Source organism: Deinococcus taeanensis, from assembly GCF_020229735.1.
Lineage (GTDB): Bacteria > Deinococcota > Deinococci > Deinococcales > Deinococcaceae > Deinococcus > Deinococcus taeanensis.
Map to the genome: position 1 here is coordinate 1,092,571 of NZ_CP083455.1, position 22,879 is coordinate 1,115,449.

Annotated in this window: 25 protein-coding genes; 12 read left to right on the forward strand and 13 right to left on the reverse strand. The window is 69.6% G+C overall.

Annotated elements, in window-relative coordinates; genetic code table 11:
- Nucleotides 1-25 precede the first annotated feature (25 nt).
- Genes LAJ19_RS05320 through LAJ19_RS05330 form a run of 3 tightly spaced genes read right to left on the reverse strand, consistent with a single transcriptional unit; the run spans nucleotide 26 to nucleotide 2,099 of the window.
- On the reverse strand, nucleotides 26-841 hold the full coding sequence (locus tag LAJ19_RS05320) for an alpha/beta fold hydrolase (protein WP_225477296.1): 816 nt from the start codon (nucleotides 839-841) through the stop codon (nucleotides 26-28).
- Nucleotides 838-1,371 (reverse strand): histidine phosphatase family protein, encoded by a 534-nt coding sequence (locus LAJ19_RS05325; RefSeq protein ID WP_225477299.1) that lies wholly within the window; start codon nucleotides 1,369-1,371, stop codon nucleotides 838-840. Before LAJ19_RS05325 ends, LAJ19_RS05320 begins: the two co-directional genes overlap by 4 nt.
- Nucleotides 1,368-2,099: a YkgJ family cysteine cluster protein gene (locus LAJ19_RS05330; RefSeq protein WP_225477301.1), complete on the reverse strand. Its 732-nt coding sequence runs from the start codon at nucleotides 2,097-2,099 to the stop codon at nucleotides 1,368-1,370. The genes LAJ19_RS05325 and LAJ19_RS05330 overlap by 4 nt, the downstream gene beginning before the upstream one ends.
- 35 nt (nucleotides 2,100-2,134) lie before the next feature.
- Between LAJ19_RS05330 and LAJ19_RS05335 the strand changes: the two genes are divergently transcribed.
- The 5 genes from LAJ19_RS05335 (at nucleotide 2,135) to LAJ19_RS05355 (ending at nucleotide 6,775) form a co-directional block, all read left to right on the forward strand.
- Nucleotides 2,135-3,148, forward strand: coding sequence for an HD-GYP domain-containing protein (locus LAJ19_RS05335; RefSeq protein ID WP_225477303.1), 1,014 nt, complete (start codon nucleotides 2,135-2,137; stop codon nucleotides 3,146-3,148).
- A 25-nt stretch (nucleotides 3,149-3,173) separates the two neighbouring features.
- Nucleotides 3,174-4,013, forward strand: a complete 840-nt coding sequence (locus LAJ19_RS05340) for a phosphotransferase family protein (RefSeq protein WP_225477305.1) — start codon at nucleotides 3,174-3,176, stop codon at nucleotides 4,011-4,013.
- Between the two features lie 22 nt (nucleotides 4,014-4,035).
- On the forward strand, nucleotides 4,036-4,659 hold the full coding sequence (gene upp, locus LAJ19_RS05345) for a uracil phosphoribosyltransferase (RefSeq protein WP_225477307.1): 624 nt from the start codon (nucleotides 4,036-4,038) through the stop codon (nucleotides 4,657-4,659).
- 205 nt (nucleotides 4,660-4,864) lie between these two features.
- Nucleotides 4,865-6,418, forward strand: a complete 1,554-nt coding sequence (locus LAJ19_RS05350; RefSeq protein WP_225477309.1) for a 2-isopropylmalate synthase — start codon at nucleotides 4,865-4,867, stop codon at nucleotides 6,416-6,418.
- A gap of 66 nt (nucleotides 6,419-6,484) precedes the next feature.
- Nucleotides 6,485-6,775: an antibiotic biosynthesis monooxygenase family protein gene (locus tag LAJ19_RS05355; RefSeq protein ID WP_225477311.1), complete on the forward strand. Its 291-nt coding sequence runs from the start codon at nucleotides 6,485-6,487 to the stop codon at nucleotides 6,773-6,775.
- Between the two features lie 4 nt (nucleotides 6,776-6,779).
- Here LAJ19_RS05355 and LAJ19_RS05360 read toward each other — a convergent pair whose 3' ends face one another.
- Complete coding sequence (locus tag LAJ19_RS05360) at nucleotides 6,780-7,367, reverse strand: helix-turn-helix transcriptional regulator (RefSeq protein WP_225477313.1); 588 nt, start codon at nucleotides 7,365-7,367, stop codon at nucleotides 6,780-6,782.
- A 38-nt stretch (nucleotides 7,368-7,405) separates the two neighbouring features.
- On the reverse strand, nucleotides 7,406-8,392 hold the full coding sequence (locus tag LAJ19_RS05365) for a S1C family serine protease (RefSeq protein WP_225477315.1): 987 nt from the start codon (nucleotides 8,390-8,392) through the stop codon (nucleotides 7,406-7,408).
- A 100-nt stretch (nucleotides 8,393-8,492) separates the two neighbouring features.
- Between LAJ19_RS05365 and LAJ19_RS05370 the strand changes: the two genes are divergently transcribed.
- The gene (locus LAJ19_RS05370; RefSeq protein ID WP_225477316.1) at nucleotides 8,493-8,876 is read left to right on the forward strand and encodes an ACT domain-containing protein; all 384 of its coding nucleotides are present in this window, start codon (nucleotides 8,493-8,495) and stop codon (nucleotides 8,874-8,876) included.
- Here the strand turns inward: LAJ19_RS05370 and LAJ19_RS05375 are convergent.
- Entirely contained in the window at nucleotides 8,863-9,354 is a 492-nt protein-coding gene (locus LAJ19_RS05375) for a GNAT family N-acetyltransferase (protein WP_225477318.1), read from the reverse strand. The genes LAJ19_RS05370 and LAJ19_RS05375 overlap by 14 nt on opposite strands.
- Complete coding sequence (locus LAJ19_RS05380) at nucleotides 9,351-10,373, reverse strand: nitronate monooxygenase (protein ID WP_225477320.1); 1,023 nt, start codon at nucleotides 10,371-10,373, stop codon at nucleotides 9,351-9,353. Before LAJ19_RS05380 ends, LAJ19_RS05375 begins: the two co-directional genes overlap by 4 nt.
- On the opposite strand from LAJ19_RS05380, the gene LAJ19_RS05385 reads away from it, so the two are divergent.
- The 6 genes from LAJ19_RS05385 (at nucleotide 10,346) to LAJ19_RS05410 (ending at nucleotide 17,706) form a co-directional block, all read left to right on the forward strand.
- A complete protein-coding gene (locus tag LAJ19_RS05385) occupies nucleotides 10,346-11,326 on the forward strand; it encodes a histone deacetylase family protein (protein ID WP_225477322.1) in 981 nt (326 codons plus the stop codon). The genes LAJ19_RS05380 and LAJ19_RS05385 overlap by 28 nt on opposite strands.
- Nucleotides 11,327-11,487: 161 nt before the next feature.
- Complete coding sequence (locus tag LAJ19_RS05390) at nucleotides 11,488-13,086, forward strand: peptide chain release factor 3 (RefSeq protein ID WP_225477323.1); 1,599 nt, start codon at nucleotides 11,488-11,490, stop codon at nucleotides 13,084-13,086.
- Nucleotides 13,087-13,182: 96 nt separating this feature from the next.
- A complete protein-coding gene (locus LAJ19_RS05395) occupies nucleotides 13,183-13,752 on the forward strand; it encodes a C39 family peptidase (RefSeq protein WP_225477325.1) in 570 nt (189 codons plus the stop codon).
- A gap of 272 nt (nucleotides 13,753-14,024) precedes the next feature.
- Nucleotides 14,025-14,162, forward strand: coding sequence for a hypothetical protein (locus LAJ19_RS05400; RefSeq protein ID WP_225477327.1), 138 nt, complete (start codon nucleotides 14,025-14,027; stop codon nucleotides 14,160-14,162).
- Nucleotides 14,163-14,251: 89 nt separating this feature from the next.
- Entirely contained in the window at nucleotides 14,252-17,029 is a 2,778-nt protein-coding gene (polA, locus tag LAJ19_RS05405; RefSeq protein ID WP_225477329.1) for a DNA polymerase I, read from the forward strand.
- A 77-nt stretch (nucleotides 17,030-17,106) separates the two neighbouring features.
- Nucleotides 17,107-17,706 carry an HAD family hydrolase gene (locus LAJ19_RS05410; protein WP_225477331.1) on the forward strand — a complete coding sequence of 200 codons (600 nt, stop codon included), beginning with the start codon at nucleotides 17,107-17,109 and terminating at the stop codon, nucleotides 17,704-17,706.
- 117 nt (nucleotides 17,707-17,823) lie between these two features.
- Here the strand turns inward: LAJ19_RS05410 and LAJ19_RS05415 are convergent, their stop codons facing one another.
- From LAJ19_RS05415 to LAJ19_RS05440, 6 genes are all read right to left on the reverse strand, one after another.
- Entirely contained in the window at nucleotides 17,824-18,093 is a 270-nt protein-coding gene (locus tag LAJ19_RS05415) for a thioredoxin domain-containing protein (protein ID WP_225477333.1), read from the reverse strand.
- Nucleotides 18,086-19,084, reverse strand: coding sequence for a ribonucleotide-diphosphate reductase subunit beta (locus LAJ19_RS05420; protein WP_225477335.1), 999 nt, complete (start codon nucleotides 19,082-19,084; stop codon nucleotides 18,086-18,088). Before LAJ19_RS05420 ends, LAJ19_RS05415 begins: the two co-directional genes overlap by 8 nt.
- Before the next feature lie 71 nt (nucleotides 19,085-19,155).
- A complete protein-coding gene (nrdE, locus tag LAJ19_RS05425; protein WP_225477337.1) occupies nucleotides 19,156-21,243 on the reverse strand; it encodes a class 1b ribonucleoside-diphosphate reductase subunit alpha in 2,088 nt (695 codons plus the stop codon).
- Nucleotides 21,222-21,653 (reverse strand): class Ib ribonucleoside-diphosphate reductase assembly flavoprotein NrdI, encoded by a 432-nt coding sequence (gene nrdI, locus LAJ19_RS05430; protein ID WP_225477338.1) that lies wholly within the window; start codon nucleotides 21,651-21,653, stop codon nucleotides 21,222-21,224. The genes nrdE and nrdI overlap by 22 nt, the downstream gene beginning before the upstream one ends.
- Nucleotides 21,637-22,062 carry an acyl-CoA thioesterase gene (locus tag LAJ19_RS05435; protein ID WP_225477340.1) on the reverse strand — a complete coding sequence of 142 codons (426 nt, stop codon included), beginning with the start codon at nucleotides 22,060-22,062 and terminating at the stop codon, nucleotides 21,637-21,639. The genes nrdI and LAJ19_RS05435 overlap by 17 nt, the downstream gene beginning before the upstream one ends.
- A gap of 403 nt (nucleotides 22,063-22,465) precedes the next feature.
- Nucleotides 22,466-22,795 (reverse strand): cyclic-di-AMP receptor, encoded by a 330-nt coding sequence (locus LAJ19_RS05440; protein WP_225477342.1) that lies wholly within the window; start codon nucleotides 22,793-22,795, stop codon nucleotides 22,466-22,468.
- Nucleotides 22,796-22,879: the final 84 nt, after the last annotated feature.

Consider the following 22,879-nt stretch of genomic DNA (forward strand, 5'->3'; position numbering starts at 1 on the left):
GGGCGGGCGGCAGGGCCGCAGGCGCTCAGCCGTGTCCCCCCGGCCCACTGTCTGCCGGAATGGCCCCAGGCAGGGCGCTGAGGAGAAAACGCACTGTGTCGTCCCGCATGCGCCGGCTCGTGTAGTGCCCCACGCCAGCGTAGGTGGCTTCCTGGAATGCACCCGGCGTGCCGGCCGCGGCGTACGCCGCCCGGTACGCGCCGGCGGTGGGCGCGTGGTGCAGCTCCAGCGGAAAGACCGGGTCGGCCTCAGCGCTCGCCAGGAACAGCGGCGCGCGCGTGCCGGCCGCAGCGTGCTCCACGGGACGGTGCGCGTTCAGGAACGTCTGAAGTTCAGCGCGGCGGACCTCCGGCTCGTTCCACACGCCGGAGGTGATCAGCGCCGCCGTCCGCGTCACGCGCGGCTCGGTCCGCGCCAGGGTCAGCGCGATGTAGCCGCCCATGCTCGAACCCACCACCCACACCGGCCCGGCACCGTACGCGCCCTGCGCGGCGTCCAGCAGCGCGGGCGCCTCGGCCACGGTCCGCCGCACACTCTCCCACACGTACTCCCGTGCGTTCAGGCCCGGCGGGGTGTCCCCCTGCCGCTCACCGTGCAGGGCCGAGTCCGGCAGGATCACCGCGACGCCACGCGCCGTCAGGGCCGGGTACACGCCCAGCTTCCCCTCCTTGCTGGCCCACGCGCCGTGGTACACCACGCACACGGCGCGGATCACGGTGCCTTCCGGCGGCCGCTCCACAAGGCACGGCACGCCCGCCAGGACGCGCCTCTCCACGCTGTAGGGCTGGCCCTCCACCACCGGCGTGGCGTGTGGGTCGAGCGGGTTGAAGGTGCGCGTCACGCGACTCCCGCCGCCCAGCGGGCCGGCCCGGCCCCCGGCGCCCAGTGCCACACATCCGGGTTGCGCAGCGCCGCCCAGCCGGGGAAATCCAGTCCGAGCATCAGCGCCAGCAGGTTGCCGTGCGTGCCCAGAACCGTCACGCCATCCGGATCACGGTGCTCGGTCAGGGCGGCAAGGGCGCGGGTCCGGGCCGCAGCGCCGGACTCCCCGCCCGGAAGGACCAGCGTGTCATCCTCGAAACTGTCCCTCAGGCGGGCCTGCCAGTCTGATCGCAGCTCGGCGCTCAAAACCCGCTCGGTCAGCCGGTCATCGAACGCCACCGGGAGGTTCAGCGCCAACCCCAGCGGCGCGAGGGTCTGCGCCGCGCGCCGCCACGGACTGCTCACCAGCCGCGAGATGCCCACCCCGGTCAGCGCCGTGGCCAGCGTCCGGGCGGCGTCCTCGCCTGCGGGCGTGAGCGGCGCGTCCGGCGCCTGCCCGGCCGCGCGCGCGTGCCGCACCAGCAGCACCGACCCGGCCGGGAGGATCACGCGAATTCCAGCAGGGACCGGTGCGCCAGACCCCGCCCCGACGCCCGCTGCCACGCGCTGCGCGTGTCTCCGCCCGCGACGGCCGCCATGAACCGTTCGTCGCGCGCCAGGGTGGTCAGGACCCAGTAGTCGCCCCAGACCTCCGTGCCCCAGGCGTCCTGCATGGCGCGGGACGCCGCGGCCCACACGGGTTCGCTCATGTGCTCCAGCGGCGCAATGAAATGCAGCTCGCCGTCCGTGCCGGGCGTGCGCGCCACCTCCCGGCGGTACTCGGCCTTTTCGCGGCGCGTCATGCGCTCCCACACGCCCGCCTCGCAGAAATGAGCCGGGAAGGCACTGAAGGTGTCGCGGCAGCGCGTGGGCCGGGACTCGTAGCGGCTGCACCCGCCACTGTGGCGGTCCAGGACCGGGCAGAACCCCACCTGTTCGCGGTGCCGGTGGACGTACTCGTCGTCATCGCGCGCCGTGCGGGCGTTCGCGACGGCGGCGCGCGCGTGCGCCTCCATGGCCGCGGCCAGCGCGTCGTCGAGCGCCTCGGCCATCACCAGTGCCTCGGCCAGGCTCACGCGGATGGGCATGTTGCAGCAGGCCACGCACCCCGCCGCGCAGTACACCCGCCCGCCCTGGCGCGCGTAGCGGTCCATCCAGCTCCGGGACTGTGTTTCGTAGCGTTCATACGCGCGCCGCACGGCGGCCGTTACTTCACGATTTACGGGGGAACTCAACATGAGGCGCAGCCTAGCGCGCGTATACTGACCGCAACGTGTTCAGGCGCCCCCGCACCCCCCAGACCCCGACCGGCAGTCCAGACCCGCGTAAAACCGGGATTTCCATGGACGCACCCGACCCGACGCGGGTGCTGGCCGACCTCGTGGCCCGCCCCAGCCTTGAAGGCGTGCTTGAAGGTGCCCTCGGGTACGCCGCCACCCTGATGGGCGGCCACGTGCAGGGGTACGCGGTCGTGCGGCGCGGACAGGACCACGTGAGTGCCGTGTTCGGCTACCCCAGGAGCCTGCTGGGCGCCGCCCTCACCGGTCCCTGGGCCGCCATGCGTTCACGCGTGGTGGCCGACGGTTCCCGTGAACTGTACGAGACGAACGGCCCGGAGATCATCACCCTGCTCGACGAGGCCAGCATGCAGGAGGTGAAGGTCACGCTGGTGGTGCCCCTGACCGTCCGTGGCCGGCACCTGGGCGCCCTGATCCTGGACCGCGTGACCAGCGAAGGCATCACGCCCGCCGTGCAGGAAGCCGTCACGAAATGGGCCTCGGCCGTAGCGCCGCTGCTGGGCATCCTGGAAGGCCGCGAGGAATGGAAGCAGGCGGCGCGGCAGCTGACCGGCGCGCTGGTCGAGGCTGTGGAAAGCCGGGACTTCGACTCTCTGGGGCACGCCCAGTCCGTCACCGACGTCAGCCTGAAACTCGGGCGCGCCATGGGCCTCGCCGAGCGTGAACTGGAAGAACTGTGGTTCGCGGCCATGCTGCACGACATCGGCAAGATTCACGGCGAGCAGGGCCACGCGCAGGTTGGTGCGAACTTCCTGCACGGCGTGCCGCACCTCGCCGAGGCGCAGAAGGCCATCCGCCACCACCATGAACGCTGGGACGGCCAAGGCGAACCGGACAAGCTCGCGGCTGAGGCCGTGCCCCTGTACGCCCGCATCCTGGCCGTGGCAAACGCCTTCGTGCGCGTCGGCGAGGCGGAGCGTCTGAAACCCCAGGCCGGGAAGGGCCTGGACGCCCGGCTGGTCGCCCTGCTGGAGAAACTCCCGAAGTGACTCCCCGAGCGTCCAGGGGGCGAGCGTGACCCTGCGCCCCGCACCCCACGGCGACGCGCCCGCCCCGCGCTTCCCGGTGCTCGAAGCCCGGTACGGCCCGCTGCGCCCCATGGACGCCGGGATGCAGAGCCGGGTGTACGCCACGCAGGACGGCCAGACGGTCGTGAAGGTGTACCGCAACCACCAGGGGGAGCACTGCGTGGAAGCGGACAACATGCGCCGCGCCGGTCTCGGCGGCTGGGTGGTGGACGCCCTGGAAGTGGACGGCATCGAAGCACTGATCATGCGCCGTTTTCATGGACACCCGTTGCGCGCGCCGGACGTCCGGCGCGCCGCGCCGCACCTTCAGAACAGCCTGCGCGACCTTCACGCCCGGACGCACGGCCGCGTGAACCTGCGCCGCGTTCAGGAACGCCTGCGGCGCTTTCGCAGCGCCCTGGCCGCCTACCCCCTCGAGGATCTGTTCGACGCCGTGGAGATCCCCCTGGAGCGGGGCCTGCTTGATCAGCCTGCCGCCTTCTGCCACCTGGACCTGTGGCACGACAACATCCTGATCCGCGAGGACGACGGGCAGGTTCTCGTCATTGACTGGACCAAAGCCGCGTGGGACGACCCGCTGCGCGACCTTGCCCTGCTCAAGACCGGCACGCTGGACCTCCTGCCGCCCGACGAGAGCCTGACCCTGGCCCTGAACTTCCTGCCGGACCACGCGCCCCTGACCCTCACCCGCTACCGCGCGTATCTGGCCATGACCACCCTGCACGACCTGTACTGGTTCCTGATGAATGAACCGTACGAGTTCGAGGGCCAGCGCGACCAGAAGGTGCCGCGCGCCCGGCACGCCCTGGCCCGCCTGCCCGGCTAGTCCGGGGCGGTATGGTGAGCCCATGGTTACGGTCGTTACCCACCCCCTGGTTCAACACAAACTGTCCGTTATGCGCGACGTGCGCACCGGCGTGAAAGAGTTCCGCGAACTGGCCAGTGAACTCAGCCTGCTGCTCGCCTACGAAGCCATGCGCGACCTGGAAACCACGCTCGAGGACATCACCACGCCCATCACCACCGCGGCGTTCCCGATGCTCAGCGGCAAGAAACTCGCGCTTGTGGCCATTCTGCGCGCCGGTCTGATCATGACCGACGCCATCGTGCAGCTCGTGCCCGCCGCCAAGGTCGGTCACATCGGGCTGTACCGCGACCCTGAAACGCTTGAACCCGTCGCGTACTACAACAAACTTCCCACCGACATCGCCGAACGCCGCGTGTTCCTGACCGACCCCATGCTCGCCACCGGCGGCAGCGCCAGCGCCGCCCTCGCGAGTCTGAAAGCCGCGGGCGCCACCACCATCAAACTCATGTGCATTCTCGCCGCGCCTGAGGGCATCGCCGTGATCGAACGCGACCACCCGGACGTGGAAATTGTCGTGGCTGCCCTGGACTCCCACCTGAACGACCACGGCTACATCGTTCCGGGCCTCGGGGACGCCGGCGACCGCATCTACGGCACGAAGTGACGTTTCCCGGGGTGGCTGGACGCTGCCCACTTAGACAACTTCTGCGCAGCGCCCACAGGTGCGCTTAGGCTGAGGGCATGCAAGCGTTCGGTCTTCTTCTTGGCGTTCCTCCGGTGGAGTGAACGGCAAGAAGGCGTTGCCCGAACCCCCCGGAGGAACCCCTCCGGGGTTTTTCGTTCCCCCTCACCCTCACAGGAGCCCCACCATGACCCAGGACCCCAACCGCATCCGCATCTTCGACACCACCCTGCGCGACGGCGAGCAGTCCCCCGGCGTGGCCCTGAACCACGCGCAGAAACTGGAAATCGCGCACCAGCTCGCCCGCATGGGCGTGGACGTCATCGAAGCCGGCTTCCCCATCGCCAGCCCCGGCGATCTGGAAGGCGTCAGCCGCATCGCCCGGGAGGTCCGCGGCCCCATCATCACCGGTCTGGCCCGCGCCGCCCGCGTGGACATTGAGGCCGCCGCAAAAGCTGTCGAAGCCGCGGAAAAGGCCCGCATCCACACTTTCATCGCCACCAGCCCCATCCACATGGCGAAAAAACTGCAGCTGGAACCCGACGCTGTCGTCGAGCGCGCCGTTCAGGCCGTCACGTACGCCCGCAGCTTCGTGGATGATGTGGAATTCAGCGCCGAGGACGCCACACGCAGCGACATTGCCTTCCTGATCCGCATCTTCACCGCCGCCGTGGAGGCCGGCGCCACCACCATCAACATTCCCGACACGGTCGGGTACACCACCCCGGAAGAAATCAAGGCCCTGTTCAGCCAGATCCGCGCCGCGCTGCCCGCCCACGTGATCCTCAGCGCCCACTGCCACGACGACCTGGGCATGGCCGTCGCGAACTCCATCGCCGCGGCCGAGGGCGGCGCCCGGCAGATTGAGTGCACCATCAACGGCATCGGCGAACGCGCCGGGAACGCCAGCCTGGAAGAACTCGTCATGGCCTTCCACACCCGGCGCGACCACTACGGCTTCGACACCGGCATCCGCACCCGCGAACTGTACCGCGCCTCCCGCATGGTAAGCCGCCTGAGCGGCATGCCCGTCCAGCCGAACAAGGCCATCGTCGGTGACAACGCCTTCGCGCACGAGAGCGGCATTCACCAGGACGGCGTCATCAAGGCCCGCGAAACGTACGAGATCATGAACGCCGAACTGGTCGGGCGGGAAGCCGCCGTGCTCGTCATGGGCAAGCACAGCGGCCGCGCCGCGTTCCGCAAGGCCCTGAACGACCTGGGCTACACCGACCTGCCCGACGACAAGGTCCAGCACCTGTTCGCCCGCTTCAAGGACCTCGCCGACCGCAAGGGCCAGATCTACGCCGATGATCTGCGCGCCCTCGTCGAGGCCCGCACGGACGTACCGCAGACCTTCACGCTCGAAGGCTTCCAGATCACCTCCGGCATGAACATGACCCCCGTCGCCTTCGTGCGCCTCAGCACCCCCGACGGGCCCGTGGAAGCCACCGCACACGGCGACGGACCGGTCGAGGCGGCCTTCCAGGCCATCAACCGCATCACCGGCATCACGCCCGAACTGGAAACCTACCGCATCCAGGCGGTCACCAAGGGCGGCGACGCCCTGGGTGAGGTGAGCATCGGCGCCCGGCACGGCGAGACCACCCTGCACGGCAGCGGGGTCGCCACTGACGTGGTCGAGGCCAGCGCCCGCGCCTGGATCCGCATTCAGAACATGGTCGTGGCCGGCATGGGCACCGAGCGGCGCAAAGGCGAATTCGCGCCCGGCCGCATCTGAACCGCACCGGTGCGGGGGCCCGCCTGGATCTCAGGCGGGCCCAGGCCGCGCCCCTGGAGCTTCCCCATGATCCTTGAAATCGCTCTCCTGCAGGTCCGCCCCACGCGCACCCCTGAATTCGAAGAGGCGTTCGCGCAGGCCAGGCCACTCATCGCGCGCATGCACGGACACGTCAGGCATGAACTGCACCGCTACGTAGAAGACGACCACCGCTACGCCCTGCTGGTCTGGTGGGCGACCCTGGAGGACCACACCGTGGGCTTCCGCGGCAGTCCGGAGTACCAGGAGTGGCGCGCCCTGCTGCACCACTTCTACGACCCGTTCCCGACCGTGGAGCACTACCGCGCGGTTGACTAGACGCCTACACGCTCACCAGCCCCAGCGCGAAGCCGCGCGCGACCGCCCCGGCGCGGCTCTGCACACCCAGTTTGGAATACAGGGCCTGCACGTGGAACTTCACGGTGCTTTCGCTGACCCCCAGGTCCCGCGCGGCGCGTTTGTTGCTGAGCCCCTCCGCGAGCAGGGCCAGCACGTCCCGTTCCCGCGGCGTGAGGCTCACCTCCCCACCATCGAGGGGGGCGTCCGCGTCGTCATCAGGTGCGGCGAGCCACGCGGGAGGCAGCGCACTCAGGCCGGCCGCGGCGCCCAGCACCGCGGCCACCAGTTCTGCCGGCGTGGCGTCCGGAGGCAGGGCGGCCCACCCGGCCGGGCATACGTCCGGCAGCAGGGCCAGCCACGCGCGCGACCCCAGGGACACGACGGCCGCGCCCGCCAGGTCGTCCGGGGCGTTCAGCCAGCGGTCATCCACGATCAGCACGTCCGCCTCGTTGCCTTCAGGCGGCGGCAGCAGGGCCGCGTCCGCGAGCACCGCGCGCACCCCGGCCGCCAGCACCTCGGAGCCCAGACTCACCCGCACGCTGGGCAGGGAGGCGGGTGCCACGCGGGTCATGCCCGATGCTACCGGGCGCATGCTCGGGGCAGGCACGGTCAGCGTTCACCCACCGTGACCGTCACGTCCTGCTCCTCACCGCCGCGCAGCACTCTCAGCTTCAGCAGCTCCCCGGCCCGGTCACGGATCTGCCCGAGCAGTTCACGGGGGTGCCGCATGGGCGTGCCGTCCAGTGCCAGCAGGATGTCCCCGACCCGCAGACCCGCCTGCTCGCCGGGACTGCCGGGTTCCACCTGCACCACGGTGAGGCCCGGCCGACCAGCCTGCCCGAACCGGTCACGGTCCGGGCGACCGTCCGGACCGGGCCGGGCTCCCCAGGGCCCCCGGCCGCGGTCCCCCGGCCCGAACGGACCCCAGGGGCGCCCCCCGCCCGGCCCCCGCGGCCGGTGAGGGCCGGGCGCCTCGGTGCTGTCCTGCTCCATTCCGGCGGTGGGCAGGTGCACCGGCTGGGTGGCGAGGCCCAGGTACCCGCGCGGCACGCGCCCGGAGGTTCCCAGCAGGCCCGCCACGCGCAGCGCCCGTTCGGCCGGTACGGCGAGCAGGTCCCCGCGGGAGACGCCGGCATTCAGGACCCCCACCAGTGTCCCGTGACTGCTCACGAGGGCGCCGCCGCTCACGCCGCGAAACGGCGCGGCGCCCGTGGGCAGCCACCCGCGGTCCGCGCGGCGTTCCATGAAGCCCAGCGTGGCCTGCGGGCCGTGCCCGGTCCGCCCGACGGCAAGCAGCAGCTCTCCCACGCGCGGTGCGGGCCCGGCGGCCAGGGCGGGGGCCGTCAGGCCGTCCACGCGCAGCAGCGCGAGGTCGCTGCCCGGATCACGGCCCGCGACGGTGGCGGTCAGAACCTGACCGCCGGGCGTCACGACCGTCACCTCGTCGGCGTGCAGCAGGTGGGCGACCGTCAGCACCTGGCCGGGCGCGGTGACGGTGCCGCTGACCGGCCGCATGGCCTGAACGGTGACGACGCTGCGCGCGGCCTGCTCGACGGCGTCGGCGAGGGCTGTAGAAAGATCAGTGAAGTTCGTCATGCCTCATGGTGGAGCTCAGGCGGCAAAAACACGCCCTCCTGCCAGCCGGGTCACCGGCCCCTCCATTCGGCCAGGGAAGGGCTTGCCCTATGCTGCGGGGATGAGCCTCACCCTGACCGTGCTGCCCGGCGAGTACGCCGTGTCCCAGCTGCCCGCCGGCAGCGCCGTGCCTGCCTGGGCGCACAGCGGCGGCCTGTGGTGCGTGCTGAGTGCCCCGGACGAACTGTCGGTGGTGTGCGCCTCTGACGCGGTGCCTGCGGGGGTGACCACGCAGCCGGGCTGGCGGGCACTGGTGCTGACCGGGCCTTTCGCCTTCACGCTGACCGGGATTCTTGCCAGTGTGCTCAACCCCCTGCGTGACGCCGGGGTGGGCATCTTCGCCCTGTCGACCTTCAACACGGATTACGTGCTGGTGGCCGGCCGGGACCTGCACCGCACGGTGGCGGCGCTGCGCGAGGCGGGGCACACCGTCAACGGGGCCTGAGGAGCATGTACTGCCGGACCGGAGGCTGGTCTCCCGAGTCCGGCGCAGCCACCGCCTTGCCGCTTTCCTGGAAGCCCAGGCGGGTCATCAGGGCGTGCGAGCGGTCGTTGTGTGCATCCACCTGCGCCGTTACGCGCGCGAGGCCCAGCGCCCAGGCGCGCGTCAACAGCTGCTCACAGGCCTGCCGGGCGATCCCGCGGCCCCACAGGGACCGCTCGCCGAGAGCAACCCCAAGTTCCCCGGCCCCGGCACTGAGGTTGGCGAGGTCCACGTACCCGACCAGTGCTCCGCCGTAAATTACGCCCAGCCGCAGGAAATGGGGGTCACCCCCTGCAATGATCGCCTGCCAGTGCCGCCGCACCACCCGTGGCGCGAGGCCCGGCGTCCAGTCCGCCGCCCGGCAGAACACCTCATCTGCCGCCCAGCGCACCGCGGCCTCCTCGTCCCCCGCCTGCAGGGCGCGCAGGGTGACGGTCATGGCGTCAGGTGCGCCACGATCTGCGCGGCCGTGCCCGTCAGGCCCCGCCGGTACCCTTCACCGGCCCAGAGGCTCAGCACCTCCGGGTCATCCCGGCGGGCCCCCGCGGCGCGCAGGGGACGCGTCAGGGCGTTCTGAAGCGGAAACGGCAGGGGAGAGGCCACCACGTCCGTGAGGGTGGTCCGCAGGCCCCGCGCCGGCCGGCCGCTGTACGCGCGGGTCAGTACCGTGTCGCGCGTCCCGGCCTGCAGCGCCGCCCGGTAGGCGCCGGGCGTTCCGGCCTCCTGGGCCCGCAGGAACGCCGTGCCGCACTGCGCGAGGGCCGCTCCGGCCGCCAGGACCGCGCGGAGGTCCGCGGCGCTCATCAGGCCGCCGGCCGCAATGACCGGGACGCGCAGCTGCGCCGCCGCGGCCCTCGTCAGGGTCAGGGTGTCGGCCAGGGCGTCCTCCCGCCAGCCGCCCCGGTGTCCGCCCGCCGGGCCGCCCTGCACGGTCACGGCGTCCACCCCGTCTGATTGCAGGTCCAGCGCCTCGGCCACGCTGGTGGCCGTTCCCACCGTCAGAATGCCCCGCGCGCGCAGGCTGGTCAGCACGTCCGGCGCGAGGCGCCCGAATGCGAACGAGAACACTTCCGGGCGTTCCACCAGCACGACCTCCAGTTGCGCCTCAAATGCCTCCTGCACGGTTTCCGGCAGGTGAGCGGGAGGCAGGCCATGACGCTCATGGAACGGCGTGAGCTCCGCCGCGGCCCGCCGCACCTCCTCCCCGGTCACGGCCGGAATGGGCTGTGGGGCAAACAGGTTCACCATCAGCGGCCCGGGCGTCAGGGCGCGCACCTCGCGGATCGCGCCCCGAAGGGCATCCGGGGTCAGGTACGCGCCGCCCAGGCTGCCCAGCGCGCCCGCCGCGCTCACCGCGGCGGCCAGTGCGGGGGTGCCCGTTCCCCCAGCCATGGGGGCCAGCACCAGGGGGACACGCAGAGACGCGCGGAATGCCGGCCAGGATTGCGGTCCGTTCACGCCGGCCAGCGTACCCTGCCAGCGTGACCTTCCCGCACCGGTTCCGGGCGTACACCGCTTTTCGCCGCGCCGCGTACGCCCAGGTGGCCGCGCCCCGCCGGCAGTTCCTGCCGCGCGAACTCATCGCAGATCTCCTGGCCGGCGCGCAGGCCCGGCTGCCGCTGCTTGACGCCCCCGACCTGGACTGGGCCCTCGCGGAGCGGGTGCACGATCCGGCATTCCTGACCCGCTGGCAGGGCGGGCAGGTGACCCGCGCCGAGGAACGCGCCCTCGGATTTCCCTGGACGCCAGCCGTCGTGCAGCGTGCCCTGGGCAGCAGTGGCGCCACGCTGGCCGCCACGCGGGACGCCCTCACGGGCGGGCTGGGCCTGAACCTGGGCGGCGGGACGCACCACGCGTACGCCGACCACGCCGAGGGCTTCTCCTTCCTGAACGACGTGGCCATCAGCGCCCGCTGGCTGCTGGACACCGGGCAGGCACGGCGCGTCCTGATCCTGGACCTGGACGTGCACCAGGGCAACGGCACAGCCGCCATTTTTGCCAGTGAGGCGCGGGTCCTGACCGTCAGCGTGCACGCCGAGCACAACTATCCGTTCCGCAAGGAGCGCAGCGGCCTGGACGTGGCCCTGCCCGACGGCACCGGCGACCACGCCTACCTGCACGCGCTCGACACCCAGGTGGCACCGGTCGTCGCGGCGTTCCAGCCGGACTTCGCGTTCTACCTCGCCGGCGCGGACGTGCTGGCCGGCGATCAGCTGGGCCGCCTGGCCCTCACGCTGCGCGGCGCACAGACCCGCGACCACCAGGTGTTCCGCTGGGCGGCCCGCACCCGCACGCCCCTGGTCACGGTCATGGCCGGCGGTTACAACCGCGACCCGCAGCAGCTGATCCAGGCGCGCTGGAACACCCTGGACGCCGCGGTCGGCGCCTTCGCGCCGCAGCCGGCCCGGTGACCCCGGCCTGAGGTACGCCGCGGTCAGTGCCTGGGCCGGGATGCCGTATCATGGGGGAATGACGGTTCTCCTCACGCCCCCGTAGCGCGAGTCGAGACCCGCGCTCCCCAGACCCCACCCGCCGCACCCGGGCCGCCCACCTGAGGCCCGCAGGAGTCCCCATGACCAGCCCCGAGATCAACCCCGCCGCGCTCGCAAGCGAAATTGCCCGCCGCCGCACCTTCGCCATCATCAGCCACCCGGACGCCGGGAAAACCACCATCACTGAGAAGCTTCTGCTGTACGGAGGCGCGATTCAGGAAGCGGGCAGCGTGACCGCCAAGGAGGGCCGCAGCCACACCCGAAGCGACTGGATGAGCATCGAACAGCAGCGCGGCATCTCCATCTCCAGCAGCGCCCTGACCTTCGAGTACCGCGGGCGGCACATCAATCTGCTGGACACCCCGGGCCACCAGGACTTCAGCGAGGACACCTACCGCACCCTGACCGCCGCCGACAGCGCCCTGATGGTCCTGGACGCCGCGCGTGGCGTGCAGGCGCAGACGGAAAAGCTGTTCGCGGTGTGCCGCAACCGCGGCATTCCCATCCTCACCTTCGTGAACAAGATGGACCGCCCCGCCCAGGACCCCTTCGAACTGATCGCGCAGGTGGAAGGCACCCTGAAGATCACGGCCGTGCCGCTCACCTGGCCGATCGGGGACGGCCCGGACTTCAAGGGCGTGTACGACCTGCAGACCGGGCAGGTGCTGGCCTTCGAACGCACCTCCGGCGGGAAGCACCGCGCGCCCGTGCAGACGGCGGGTCTGGATGACCCCCAGCTGGACGCGCTGGTCGGCGCGGATCTCGCCGCGAAACTCCGGGAGGACGTGGAACTCATTCAGGGCGCCATGCCGGAATTCAGTGCCGACGGGTTCCTGAGCGGGGAACTGACGCCGGTGTTCTTCGGGAGCGCCATGAACAACTTCGGGGTGGAGCACTTCCTGAGCAACTTCGTGGAACTCGCCCCGCCCCCCGGCGCCGTGGAAACCAGCCTGGGCGAGCGCGCCCCGGACGCGGCTTTCGCCGGTTTCATCTTCAAGCTGCAGGCGAACATGAGCAAACAGCACCGCGACCGCACGGCGTTCATGCGGGTCATGAGCGGCCACTTCGAGCGCGGCATGGACGTCACGCACACCCGCACAGGCCGCAAACTGCGCCTCTCGCAGGCGCACACCCTGTTCGCGCAGGACCGTGAGAAGGTCGAGGAAGCGTACCCGGGCGACATTGTCGGCCTCGTGAACCCGGGCGTGTTCCAGATCGGGGACGTGATCAGCGTGGAGCCGAAGGTGACCCTGCCCAGCTTCCCGCGCTTCACGCCTGAAACGTTCGCCACGCTCAGCCTGCGCGACGTGGGCAAGCGCAAGGCGTTCATGAAAGGCCTCACCCAGCTGGCCGAGGAAGGCGTGGTGCAGGTGTTCTACCCGACTGACGGCGCCCGCGACCCGTACCTGGGGGCTGTCGGCCCCCTGCAGTTCGAGGTGTTCCAGGCCCGCCTGGCCGAGGAGTACGGGGTGGACGTGGAGATGCACGTCACCAGCTACCAACTGGTGCGCTGGCTGGCCGGTGACCCCAACAGCGTCGCGCGTTTCGCGCGGCACGTCGAGGATGACCAGGGGCGCCCCGTCATGCTGTTCCGCAGCCGCTACGACCTGGAGTACACCGCTGAGCAGCACCCCGAAATTGAGTTCCTGCCGCTGCCCCGGGACCTCACCCGCGTCTGAGCCCGGCCGCCGGGGGAGTCCACGGGCGTCTTCCCCGGCATCCTTCATCAAGTCTTGAAAGAAGGGCGTGACGGTTCCTGTGGCAGGCTGCGCAGTGTGCCTGCCGTTCGTCTTTTCGCTGCCCTCCTCTGCGCCGTCCTGCTGTCGCCCGCCCAGGCGGCCGCCACCCAGCCGCCCGGCTACGTGCTGAGCGGCATGCCGCTGGTCCGGCAGACGTACAATGCCTGCGGCCCCGCCAGCCTCACGCAGGTGCTGGCGTACTTCGGGCAGAAGATCAGCATGCAGGACGTCAGCCGCCAGACCCGTCCCACCGAGCGTTCCTACATGACGGCGCAGGCCATCGTGACGTTCGCCCCTCACGTGGGCATGCAGGCCCGGCTGTACTCCGGCGGCAGCCTCGACACCATGAAAACGGCCATTCGCAACGGCATCCCCGTCATTGCGCTGCAGTCGCACATTACCAGCGCCCGCAGGGTGATTCCGCACTGGCGTGTGCTCGTCGGGTACAACGACGCCACCCGGCAGGTGTACATCATGGATCCGCTGCTGGGGTACGTCTCCATGGGGTACGACGACATGACCCGCGTCTGGGCTGACCAGCGCGGCCAGTTCGCCCTGATGTTCCCCCCGCACCTGGCAGACACGGTCCGCCGCACAATCGGCTGACTGCCCGGGACCGTGCGCCACACCTCCACTCTCTCTGCGCGCCTTCTGCGGCGTTCCTGCCGGTCACTTCCGCTGCGGGTTCCCACCACGCTGAGCGGGGAAAGGCAGCGAGGACCGCACCGCCCGGGCCGGATGGTCTCCCGCTGGGCAGAGGCGCAGGCAGGAAAAATTGAGATTCGCTCAGGGTTGCCTTGACGCCCCGTCAAGTTCCCGTGGAGGTTCCTTCAGGCGCGCCCCACCGAAGGAAAAAGCAGGCCCGGCACACTGGAGGTATGAACCTCCTGCTGATCATGGCCGCACTGACCCTCCTGATCATGCTCGTGGCCTTCGTGGCCATGACAGAGGAGGACCGCGAAATACTCCGTGAACTGGAAGCGCAGCCTGCGCGTAACTTCACAGCCGGCGACTGAGGCCCCGCAGTTGCCTCCTGACGGGCCACGGCGGAGGTCAGCCGTGGCCCGCAGCCTGCGGACGTTACGCCCCCAGTAGAATGCCCGGCATGACCTCCGCCTCCCCCGACACCCTGGTGCTGATCGACGGGCACGCCCTGGCGTTCCGGTCGTACTTTGCACTTCCGCCCCTCACGAACAGCCGCGGGGAAGCCACCAACGCCATCTTGGGCTTCCTGCGCCTCACGCTGCGTCTCGTGCGGCAGAAGAGCAACCAGGTGATCGTGGTGTTCGACCCGCCCGTGAAAACCTTCCGGCACGAGCAGTTCGACGGCTACAAGTCCGGCCGCGCCGAAACGCCCGCCGACCTGCCCGGCCAGATCAACCGCATCCGGCAGATTGTGGACGCGCTCGGGCTGCCGCGCCTGGAGGAACCCGGCTACGAGGCCGACGACGTCATTGCGTCCCTCACCCGCAAGGCCGAAGGCACCGGCATGCAGGTCCGCATCGTCACCAGCGACCGCGACGCGTACCAGCTGCTGGACGACCACGTCCGCGTCATCACGAACGACTTCAGGCTGATCGGACCGGCCGAGGTGTTCGAGAAGTACGGTGTGACCGTCACCCAGTGGGTTGACTACCGCGCCCTGACCGGCGACGCCAGCGACAACATCCCCGGCGCCAAGGGCATTGGCCCGAAAACCGCGTCGAAACTGCTTCAGGAGTACGGCACGCTTGAAGGGATCTACGCCGCGGCCAAAGCTGGCACCCTGAAGCCCGACGGGACCCGCCAGAAACTTCTGGACGCCGAGGAGGCCGTGCAGTTCAGCCACCAGCTGTCCTGCATGGTCACCAACTTGCCCCTGGACGTTCAGCTTGGCGCGGGCCGCCTCCCCGGCGACCCGCAGCGTCTGGAGGAACTGCTCACCGAGCTGGACCTCCACTCCGTGAAACGCGACGTGGCGGCCCTGGACGGCGCCAGCGTGGCCGCGGCCGTACCCGACACCGTACTTGACGCCACGCACCGCGCCGCCCCTCACCCGGACGCGCCGGCTGACGCGCCCGCCCCGGACGCGCTGAACGTGCAGACCGCCGAGTGGCGCACCCCGGCGCAGAACGTCACCTGGGGATACGTCCTGTCCCGCGAGGAAGACCTGACCGCCGCACTCCTGGACGCCGCCACCCTGGAGCGCAACGGAACGGACGCCACAGTGCGCGTCGCGCCCCGCCAGCAGCCCACCCAGTGGGAAGCGCCCGGCACCCCCACCGCACCGGGCGGCCTGTTCGACGAGTCCTTCGAGGCCCCCGCCCCCCTGACCAGAACGCAGCAGAAAGCGGCCGAGAAGGCCCGCAGGGATCAGGAGAAGGCTGCCGCGAAGCTTCGGGAGCGCTACCCCGCCACGGTCAGCGAAGCCGAATTCGTCGGCCAGCGCATCGTCACCGCCGCCGCCGCCAAGGCGCTCGCCACCCACCTCAGCGTGCGCGGCACCCACGTGGACCCAGGCGATGACCCGCTCCTGATGGCGTACCTGCTTGACCCGGCCAACACCACCATGAGCACCGTGACGCAGCGGTACCTCGGCGTACCCTGGCCGGACGACGCGGCCGGCCGGGCCGCCCTCACCGCCCAGCTCCTGGATCTGCTGCCCCCGCAGCTCGATGACGCCCGGCGCACACTGTACGACGAGATGGAAAAACCCCTGTCGGCCGTGCTGGCCCGCATGGAAGTCCAGGGCGTGAAACTCGACAGTGAGTACATCCGAGGCCTCTCACACGCCACGGCCGCCCGGCTCGCCACGCTTGAAGCGCAGATTCACTCGCTGGCCGGCCGGGAATTCCCGATCCGCAGCCGCGACCAGCTTGAAGCGGTCCTGTACGACGAGCTTGGCCTGGCCAGCGGCAAGAAAACCAAACTCACCGGCAAGCGTTCCACTGCGGTGGCGGCCCTGGAGCCCCTGCGCGGTGAACACCCCATCATCCCGGCGCTGCTGGAGTACCGCGAACTGGAGAAACTGCGCGGCACGTACCTGGAACCCCTGCCGAACCTCGTCAACCCGCACACCGGGCGGCTGCACACCACCTTTGCCCAGGCGGCCGTCGCCACGGGCCGCCTCAGCAGCCTGAACCCCAACCTTCAGAACATCCCCATCCGCAGTGAACTGGGCCGTGAGATCCGCAAGGGCTTCATTGCCGACCCCGGGTACTGCCTGATCAGCGCGGACTACTCTCAGATCGAACTGCGGCTCCTCGCCCACATTGCCGATGATCCCCTCATGCAGCAGGCATTTCAGGAAGGCGCCGACATTCACCGCCGCACCGCCGCGCAGGTACTTGGCCTGAACGAACAGACCATCACGCCCGACCAGCGCCGGGCCGCGAAAACCGTGAACTTCGGCGTGCTGTACGGCATGAGTGCCCACCGCCTCAGCAACGATCTCGGCATTGGGTACGCGGACGCGGCCGGCTTCATCGAGACGTACTTCGCCACCTACCCCGGCATCCGCGCCTACATTGACCGGACGCTGGAGTTCGGCCGGCAGCAGGGCTACGTGGAAACCCTGTACGGTCGGCGCCGGTACGTGCCGGAACTCGTCGCCACGAACCGTACCCTGCGGGAAGCCGGGGAACGCCTCGCGTACAACATGCCCATCCAGGGCACCGCGGCCGACATCATCAAGCTCGCCATGATCCGCCTGGAACGTGAACTGGAAGGAACGGGCGCCCGCCTGCTGCTTCAGGTGCATGACGAACTGCTGCTCGAAGTTCCCCAGAACCGCGCAGACGAGATCAGCGCCGTTGTCCGGACCATCATGGAAGGCGCCGCGCAGCTCAAGGTGCCGCTCGCCGTCGAGATCGGTGTGGGGCCCAACTGGTTCGACACGAAGTAAGTTCACCGAGCGCTCCAGGGGAGAGGTCGCCACCTCTCCCCGCGGCCTGTCGTCAGGCTGTGGGCGTACCCTGCCGTATGACCATACGTGCACTGTTCTGGGATATTGGCGGCGTGCTGCTCAGCAACGGCTGGGACCGGGACCAGCGGGCCGTGGTGGCCGCGCAGTTCGCCCTGAACCCCGAGGATTTCGCCGAGCGGCACAAACTGGCCGCGCCGGAACTCGAACTGGGCCGCATGACCCTCGACGAATACATGACCCAGACGGTGTTCTGCCACCCGCAGGCCTTCACGCCAGCCGAGTTCCGGGCCGCCATGGAAGCCCAGAGCACCCCCCACCCCGACGCGCTCGCTGTGGCCCGCGACCTGTCGGCCCGCTACCGCAGCTACGCCCTGAACAATGAGGGACGTGACCTCAACGAGCACCGGATCCGTACCTTCGCCCTCAACGAGATCCTGCTGGCATTCTTCACGTCCTCCATCCTGGAACTGATGAAACCCAGCCCCGCCATGTACCGCCTGGGCCTGCACCTGGCGGCGGTGACCCCGCACGAAGCGGTGATGATCGACGACCGCCGCCAGAACGTCGAGGCAGCCCGGTCGGTCGGCATGCAGGCCGTGCAGTACTCCAGCGCGGCGCAGCTCCGGGAGGAACTGGCCGCACTGGGCGTCACGTGAAGTGAGGCCAGGCAGGCACCTTCGCCCGGGAGCGGTCCGCTGCGCAGTTCACAGATCCAGCCAGAACACAGACCGCCGCCCGGCCGCCCCGAGGGCCTGTGGCCTGTCCTGCGCCGCTCAGCTGTGGGTCAGGAAGGCCTTGACGGCCCCCAGGCTGCCTGTGTCCAGCAGCAGGCGGCCGGTGGGCCGGTGCAGGAGCGCAGGCGTCCGCGCCAGGGCGTGTGCATCCGCCAGGGCCTCGAACGCCTGAGGGTCCGCCTGGCGGTGCAGCACTTCGATCTGCTCGTCGAATGCACCGCGCAGCGGGAGGGCCAGCATCCGCTTGAGCATCTCGCACTGCGGGCACTGGTCCTGCGTGAACAGCACGAACGGGCGGCGTTCAGTCATGGGCCACCACCGCGTGGTCCGGCCACAGCTCCGCGAAGTCGTTGTCCGTGAGGGGTTCCACAGGCAGTTTGGCGTAACTGCTCCCTTTGGCGCTGAAGAAGTCGTGCGTGGTGCCGCGCGACCGGATGCCGTTCAGGACCACCGGGTTGACCTCCTCGTCGGGGAAGGGGCGCTCAAGGTTCAGGTTGTCCGCCAGCACGTTGAAGTTGAACCGGATGAACCGCTCGACGTCCTCCACGAGGTTCACGGAGGCGTACAGCTGCTGCGTGTACGCCAGCTCGTTGCGGTACAGGGTGTCCAGGGTGGAGTCGTACCAGGCGAGCGCCTGCGTCTGCTCGGGCCCACTGAGGGCCGCGAAGCGTTCCTGCGCAAGCAGCGCCACGTACACGCCGTGCACCGCTTCATCCAGGATGATCAGGTTGAAGATCTCCCCGGCCGACACCATCCGGCCCTGACCCGCCAGCAGCAGCGGGTAGTAGAAGCCGCTGTAGAACAGCGCCGTTTCCAGCATGCAGGAGACGACCATCTTGCGCCACAGGCCCAGGTCGCTCACGTCCGGGTCGCGGAACACGGCCTCGATGAACTGGATCTTGAACTGCAGCTGCGGCTGCGTTTCGACCCAGGCGAACACGGCGCGTTCCTCGGTGATGGTCAGGAACGTCTTGTTCATCAGGCTGTAGCTGCGGGCGTGAATGTCTTCCATCATGCCCTGGAACTGCAGCGTGGCCTTGCGGATGTGGCCGTCCACGAGGCCGCGCAGCGCGGGCATTCCCACCTCACCCTGCAGGGTATCCAGAGCGTTCAGGCCCGCCGAGGCGTGCATGTACGTCCAGCGTTCCTGGTCGCTCAGGCTCTTCCAGTGCAGGGCGTCGTTGGTGAGGGGAATCTCGTCGGGGAACCACAGCTGCGACGTGTACTTCTCGTAGAAGGTGACGGAGAAGCTGTCCTCGGGTTCGCTCCAGTTCGTGGCGGTAAAGGGGGGTCGGGTCATGGGGGTCTCTCTGGAATCAGGGTGGGAAGGGAAGGGAACAGGCGCCCCGCCAAGGGGCGCGGGCCACTGCGTTACACGGCGCAGTTCAGGCACTCGTCGATACTGACCTTACGCAGACGGGTGTAGTACAGCGTCTTCAGACCTTTGCCGTACGCGTACAGGTAGTACCGCTGCAGGGTGCGGGTACTGGCGGTGCTGGGCACGAACAGGGTGCACGAGATGCCCTGATCCACGTGTTTCTGCGCGGCGGCAACCGTGTCGAGCACGCGGCGCTGGTCCATGTCGTACGCCTCTTCGTAGAACCACTCGGTCATCTCGTTCAGGTGCGGCATGGGGTAGATGGTGCGGGCCTTGTTGCTCGTGCGGGTTTCCACGCGCTCCGTGATGGGCATGATGCTCGCTGAGGCGCCCGACACGTAACTGATGCTCCCGGTGGGTGCGACCGCCATGACGAACGAGTGCGCCAGGCCGTGCGCCTGGATGTCCGCCACGAGTTGCTGCCAGTCCTCGCGGGTGGGCAGGTGGTGCCCTTCGAACAGGGCCGCGATCTCCGGGGTGGTGGGGAGGAAGTCGTGGTGCAGGTACTGCGCGAAGTGCTCCCCACTCTGGTAGCGGCTGCCCTCGAAGCCCTGGAACACGAAGCCGGTGTCCCGCGCGATGGTCATGCTGGCCCGCCGGGCGTGGTAGTGCACGGCTGCGAAGTACACGTCCACGAATTCCAGCGCCTCGGGGCTGCCGTACACAATCTCGTTCTTTGCCAGGAAGGAGTGCAGGCCCATGGCGCCCAGGCCGATGGAGCGCATCTCGTCGTTGGCGCGTTTCACGGCCGGCACCTCGGTGATGCTGGTGGAGCGCGCCACGTTGTCGAGGAGGTGCACGGCGGCGCGCACCACGCGCCCGAGGTCGCCGCTGGCGAGGCTCTGCTCGATGACCAGCGAGGCGAGATTGCAGCTGACGTCCAGCCCCACCTGGTCGCGGTGCTCCTGCCCGTAGGGGTGGAAGGTGCTGGGCAGCGTAGGTTGCAGGATCTCACTGCACAGGTTGCTCATCTTGATCGTGCCGACGTTCGGGATGGGGTTGGCGCGGTTGGCGTTGCCCTCGAACAAAAGGTACGGGTAGCCGCTCTCGCCCTGGGTCACGGCGATCTCTTCGAGAATGCGCCGCGCGGAGACGCTCTTCTTGCGGATGCGGGGATTGGCGGCCAGCGCGTCGTACTCGCGGGTCCAGTCGATGCTGGTAAAGTCCCGGCCGGTCTCCTGGAACAGGGAGTGCGGGTAGAACTGGTAGATGTCCTCCCCGGCACGGGCCTTGAGCATGAAAATGTCAGGGACCGTGGCGCCCATCGAAAGGGTCTTCAGGCGGGCGTCCTCGTCGGAGGCGATTTTCTTGGCGCTCAGGGTGTCCAGGAAATCCGGGTGCATGACGCTGAGGTAGATGGCGCCCGCCCCGGGACGCTGTCCGGCCTGATCGGCGTAGCGGAGCATGTTGTCCAGCATCTTTGCGACGCCCATGACGCCCTTGGTGACGTTCTGAATGCCGCGCAGACTCTCGCCGCGCGCGCGGAGGTTGCTGACCTCCACGCCGATGCCGCCGCCACCCTTGCTGAGCTCGGCCACGAACGACAGGGTCTTGGTGATGGAATCCAGGTTGTCGGTGCAGTCCTGCAGCAGGAAGCAGCTCACGAGCCGCCCGGTGTTGGCCTTTCCGGAGTTCATCAGGGTGGGCGTGGCGGGCGTGAAGGTCTGCGTCACGAGGTGCTCCACGAGTTCCAGCGCCTGGGCGGCCGAGTCGCTGCGCGCCAGCGCGGTCACGCTCAGGCGGTCCTCGTAGCGTTCGAGCCACTGCGTGCGGTCGGGCGTCATGGTGGCGTACTCGCTGTAGAACTTGTACGCTCCCATGAACGACCGGAACCGGAAGTTCAGCGACTGCGCCCGCCCGAACACGGACTGCACCTCCTCCGGGGTGTAGCGCGCGAACACCGCCGGGTCCCACACGCCCTTCTCTGTGAGGGCCGCGATCTTGTCCTCCAGGCTGGCGAAGGTCACGGTATTTGGGTTGACCTTCTCGCGGAAGTACACCTTCAGGGCCTCTTGGTCATGCGAGGTATCCACCACCCCGCCCGAAAGCACGCGGTTGTTCAGTTCAATCCAGGGGTCCATTCTGTTCTCCTTTCCGCTGTCGCGGGGCCGGGGTGAGGCGCAGTGTGGTCGGCCAGCCACTGCCGGACCTGCGCCCGGTCGGCGGCGCTGCCGGCCTTGTTGAGACGCGCGACGAGCGGCACCCCGTAGGCTTTGGCGATCCGGTCTCCGGCCCGCCCGAAGTTCACGCCCCAGTGGTAGCTGCCGCTGGCCACCACGCCGCGCAGGCCCGCAGAATGCGCGCGCAGGAACACGGCCGTCGTGTCCGGCACCTGCCCCTGCCCGAAGGTGTAGGTCAGCAGCAGGTACGCCTGGCCGGGAGCGGGGGGCGGGTCGGTGACGCTCTGGACGTGCAGGCCCCCTGCTTCGCGGGCGACCGCCTGGGCAAAGCGGCGGACATTCCCGGTCAGGGAGTCAAAGACCAGCAGCATCGGGGGTCTCCAGGGGCGGCGCGGGTACTGTGCGCCCGGCGGCGTCCAGGGCGACCAGGGTGAAGGCGCCGGCGCAGGCGGGTTCGCGCGCGTCGCTGTACAGGTCCTCGCGGAACACGTCCACCTGCACGGTCATGCTGGTGCGGCCGGTGCGCGTCACGCGGGCCACGGGTTCCACGAGCGACCCCTGTGGAATGGGGTGGCGGCAGGCCATCGCGTCGGGGTGCCGCGTGACGGCCTTGCGGCGGCCGGAGCGGGTGGCCGCAATGAACGCTGCCGAGGCCATCAGGGACAGGGCCTCATCGCCGAACAGGAGGCCGTGGTGGTTGGTGTGCGCCGGAAAAACCGTGTGGGTGACGCGGGTCTTGCCGGCACAGGGTGGGGTGGCGCGTGGAGGTGAGGTGGTCATGCGTGAACCTCGGGCAGAGGAGGAGAGGCGCCCGTGTGTCGGCGCCCCATGAAAAGACGGCGCCCGGTGCAGGTACAGGGGCGGCGGAACCGGAGGTGAGGTGAGTTCAGGTAGGCACGTGGGAGACCGCCTTGCGCTCCTGACGCGGGAGCAGAGTGGGGGCGAGGGGCTCCGCAAGGCGAGTGACCGGACTGGGACCGTGGCGCGACCGTGCCGGACTGAACCCCTGGGCGGGGCGTGACCGGACTTCCCTCAGTTCCTGCGGAGTGCTGCCGGCTGGCAGAACGTGTGGAGTCTACATGGTGTACCTGAAACGGTCAAACCGGCGTTGGGGGTACAGGATATGGTACATGGCGAAGGCCGCCCCTCCTGGCGGAGAAAGCGGCCTCAGGCAAGGGGCAGGTCAGACCTTCACGAACTCCTGCACGCCCATCACGAACATCACCGCGCCGCCCACCGGTACCTCTACCGGGTCATTCACGAGCCCTTCGTTCTGTTCACCCATCGGCACGCTGGGGGCCACCAGGCGGGTGCGGGTCCGGCAGGTGCGCTGCACGTGGCGTTTCAGTTCGTCCAGGCGCTCATCATTCACGCCGATCATCAGCGTCGTGTTGCCTTCGCGCAGGAACCCACCGGTGCTGGCAAGTTTCGTCACCTCGAAGGCGTTCTGCGACAGCACGCGCACCAGCGCGGTCGCGTCGGCATCCTGAATCACAGCCAGCACAAGCTTCATGCCCCGAAGGATACCAGACGGCCGCAGCGGCGCGGTCGGCCACGCCTGAGCCCGGTCGCTACCGGCTGTGCAACAGCCGTGGTC

Coding starts and splice junctions, on each gene's coding strand:
- LAJ19_RS05330 (WP_225477301.1), bottom strand. CDS start 2,099: ATGTTGAGTTCCCCCGTAAATCGTGAAGTAACGGCCGCCGTGCGGCGC.
- LAJ19_RS05350 (WP_225477309.1), top strand. CDS start 4,865: ATGACCCAGGACCCCAACCGCATCCGCATCTTCGACACCACCCTGCGC.
- LAJ19_RS05365 (WP_225477315.1), bottom strand. CDS start 8,392: ATGACGAACTTCACTGATCTTTCTACAGCCCTCGCCGACGCCGTCGAG.
- LAJ19_RS05410 (WP_225477331.1), top strand. CDS start 17,107: ATGACCATACGTGCACTGTTCTGGGATATTGGCGGCGTGCTGCTCAGC.
- nrdE (WP_225477337.1), bottom strand. CDS start 21,243: ATGGACCCCTGGATTGAACTGAACAACCGCGTGCTTTCGGGCGGGGTG.
- LAJ19_RS05370 (WP_225477316.1), top strand. CDS start 8,493: ATGAGCCTCACCCTGACCGTGCTGCCCGGCGAGTACGCCGTGTCCCAG.
- LAJ19_RS05435 (WP_225477340.1), bottom strand. CDS start 22,062: ATGACCACCTCACCTCCACGCGCCACCCCACCCTGTGCCGGCAAGACC.
- upp (WP_225477307.1), top strand. CDS start 4,036: ATGGTTACGGTCGTTACCCACCCCCTGGTTCAACACAAACTGTCCGTT.
- LAJ19_RS05420 (WP_225477335.1), bottom strand. CDS start 19,084: ATGACCCGACCCCCCTTTACCGCCACGAACTGGAGCGAACCCGAGGAC.
- LAJ19_RS05400 (WP_225477327.1), top strand. CDS start 14,025: ATGAACCTCCTGCTGATCATGGCCGCACTGACCCTCCTGATCATGCTC.
- LAJ19_RS05355 (WP_225477311.1), top strand. CDS start 6,485: ATGATCCTTGAAATCGCTCTCCTGCAGGTCCGCCCCACGCGCACCCCT.
- LAJ19_RS05375 (WP_225477318.1), bottom strand. CDS start 9,354: ATGACCGTCACCCTGCGCGCCCTGCAGGCGGGGGACGAGGAGGCCGCG.
- LAJ19_RS05385 (WP_225477322.1), top strand. CDS start 10,346: ATGCCGGCCAGGATTGCGGTCCGTTCACGCCGGCCAGCGTACCCTGCC.
- LAJ19_RS05390 (WP_225477323.1), top strand. CDS start 11,488: ATGACCAGCCCCGAGATCAACCCCGCCGCGCTCGCAAGCGAAATTGCC.
- LAJ19_RS05360 (WP_225477313.1), bottom strand. CDS start 7,367: ATGACCCGCGTGGCACCCGCCTCCCTGCCCAGCGTGCGGGTGAGTCTG.
- polA (WP_225477329.1), top strand. CDS start 14,252: ATGACCTCCGCCTCCCCCGACACCCTGGTGCTGATCGACGGGCACGCC.
- LAJ19_RS05415 (WP_225477333.1), bottom strand. CDS start 18,093: ATGACTGAACGCCGCCCGTTCGTGCTGTTCACGCAGGACCAGTGCCCG.
- nrdI (WP_225477338.1), bottom strand. CDS start 21,653: ATGCTGCTGGTCTTTGACTCCCTGACCGGGAATGTCCGCCGCTTTGCC.
- LAJ19_RS05440 (WP_225477342.1), bottom strand. CDS start 22,795: ATGAAGCTTGTGCTGGCTGTGATTCAGGATGCCGACGCGACCGCGCTG.